Annotated in this window: 2 protein-coding genes; one reads left to right on the top strand and one right to left on the bottom strand. The window is 34.3% G+C overall.

What is annotated here, in order from left to right; all coding sequences use genetic code 11:
* Positions 1-29: 29 nt before the first annotated feature.
* A complete protein-coding gene (locus V7014_RS05525) occupies positions 30-887 on the bottom strand; it encodes a DegV family protein (RefSeq protein ID WP_335504993.1) in 858 nt (285 codons plus the stop codon).
* Between the two features lie 304 nt (positions 888-1,191).
* On the opposite strand from V7014_RS05525, the gene purU reads away from it, so the two are divergent.
* Positions 1,192-2,091 (top strand): formyltetrahydrofolate deformylase, encoded by a 900-nt coding sequence (gene purU, locus V7014_RS05520; protein ID WP_335504990.1) that lies wholly within the window; start codon positions 1,192-1,194, stop codon positions 2,089-2,091.
* Positions 2,092-2,448: the final 357 nt, after the last annotated feature.

The raw sequence follows: 2,448 nt of genomic DNA, 5'->3' as shown, positions 1-2,448 counted from the left end.
CTCTAAAGCTCTGCTTCTTAAATTTATTGTTAGGATCTAGGTTCGTTGTGCCAGATAATAGCGATTGTTCCTTCTCCAGCGTGTACGGCAATAGAAGAGCTTATCTCGCCAATTATTACTTCTAAACCTGGATAATGATTAAGAAATTCATCTTTATATTCTTGTGCCTTTGCTTTTACATTTCCGTGCATAATCTCAATTTTGTTAACTTTATATTTTTGATACGCTTCACCGAAAAGATCAAGCAGTCTCTTTAAAGCTTTCTTTTCAGAACGCACTTTTTCAAATAACTCAAATTCACCTTTGTGAATACGGATTATCGGCTTAATCTTAAGTAAATTGCCAAGCAAGTATTGTGTGCCAGACATGCGACCACCTTTATAGAATTGATCTAAATTACCAAGAAGAATATAATTTTCATTTTTAGTAGCGTCTTCGCGCAAGAAGGAAGCGATTTCTTTATAGTCAATACCTTGTGTCTGCATATCTAATCCTTTATAAAGGAGCGTTGTAATTACATAAGACATGGCGGTAGAATCGACAACTTCTAATGGGAAATCAGCAAGCTCTGCAGCAGCTGCAACGCTCGATAGTGTACCACTTAATTTGCTGGAAACATGGACGGCAATGGCTGCATCATAATTTTCTTTCAGTGATTCACATAATTCAGCTATTTTGCCAATAGATGGTTGAGATGTTTTCGGAATTTCTTTTTGTTCATTGATGTTTTTGTAGAGTACTTCGGTGGTTAAATTTACACCATCTTCATAAGAGGCATCTTTGAAATTAATGCCATGAGAGATGGTATAAAGGTCTGGATGATTTTTTAAATCTTCAGGGATAAAGGCTGCACTATCTGTAATCCAAGCAATTTTTTTTGAATTCATGAAATCTGTCCTTATATGTTTTTTATGCAATACAGTTATTATTGTTTTAGTTATTTGTATGTTTTCCCATAACCTACTTTGATTGTAAAAAAACACTACATACTATTGTACTTCAATTATAACTAATTCACTATTATTTATGTGCTAAATGTCTCGAAAAAATGAACAAATTGTGATAATTTGTCGAACAAGGTCGATTGGTGTGGTTGTTATTTTGGTGTTTTCAGTGTATTTTGAATAAATATTCTTTTATTCTGTTTTTCTGTATAATTATTAATAAATTTACGCAAAGGTTAGGGATGTTATGAGAGATATAATGCAAAAACAAAAGAATTCATATAAGAAACAGTTTGGAAATCGAGCAAGATTATTAATCAAGTGCCCCGATCAACCAGGAATAGTGGCAGCTGTTTCAAGTTTTTTATATGAATATAACGCGAATATTGTAGAATCGAGTCAGCATTCTTCAAATCCAGATAACGGCACCTTCTTTTTACGAATGGAATTTGAACTACCACAGTTATCGCAAGTTCGCTCTGATATGGAGCAAGCTTTCTATGTGATAGCAGAGAAATTCCGTATGGAATATTCCTTCAATTATGTGTCAGAACTTAAGAAAATGGCTATTTTTGTATCGAAAGAGCCACACTGCTTATTAGAGTTGTTATGGGAATATCAAAGTGGAGATATGATGGTAGATATCGTAATGGTAATTAGTAATCATGAAGATACGAGAGATTTTGTCGAAGCATTAAATATACCTTTCTACTATATACCAGCTAATAAAGAGGTACGCCAACAGGTTGAAAAACAACAAATCCAAATGTTAAAAGAGCATGAAATTGATGTAATTGTACTTGCGCGTTATATGCAAATTTTGACCCCGAATTTTGTTGCGCAATTCCCAAGTCAGATTATTAACATCCATCATTCGTTCTTGCCAGCGTTTATTGGGGCACGTCCGTATGAACGTGCTTATGCAAGAGGGGTAAAGTTAATTGGAGCTACTTGCCATTATGTAACCAACGATTTAGATGAGGGTCCAATTATCGAACAAGATATTAATCGTGTAAGTCATAGTGATTCTGTAGAAGATTTAAAGAAAATTGGTCGTAATATAGAAAGAAGTGTCCTGGCTCGTGGACTAAAATGGCATATTGAAGATCGAGTAATTGTTGAGAAGAATAAAACGGTTCTTTTTTAAAAAGGACGGAGTGAAGGAGAATGTGTATTTCGTTTTCCAAGACATTCGATTGTAATAAGTGGAAAGAAAGATAATAATCATTCTATCTTAATTATTTTCCGGATTTCTTCTGATATTGATTAACGGGATTCACTTTTACTATAGAAGAAATTTGTATAGATCATAGTAATTGAATGCTTATAATAGTTTAGTAATGGCAGTGTACTGTATTATAAGATACGAAAATATATAATTTTGCGCGGTGTCTAGTTTCAGCTCCCAGGGGACTTCGCATTCCTCCTTACGATAAGTAAACGGAGGAATGCGGAATCGACCCGTTTAGCCCTGCTGGTATAAGACAAGCTGATAAACGGGAGT

The sequence above is a fragment of the Bacillus sp. JJ722 genome, from assembly GCF_036963345.1.
Taxonomy (GTDB): Bacteria; Bacillota; Bacilli; order Bacillales; family DSM-1321; genus Bacillus_AD.
The sequence above is the reverse complement of the archived record's forward strand: the minus strand, read 5'-3'. Positions and strand labels throughout refer to the sequence as shown.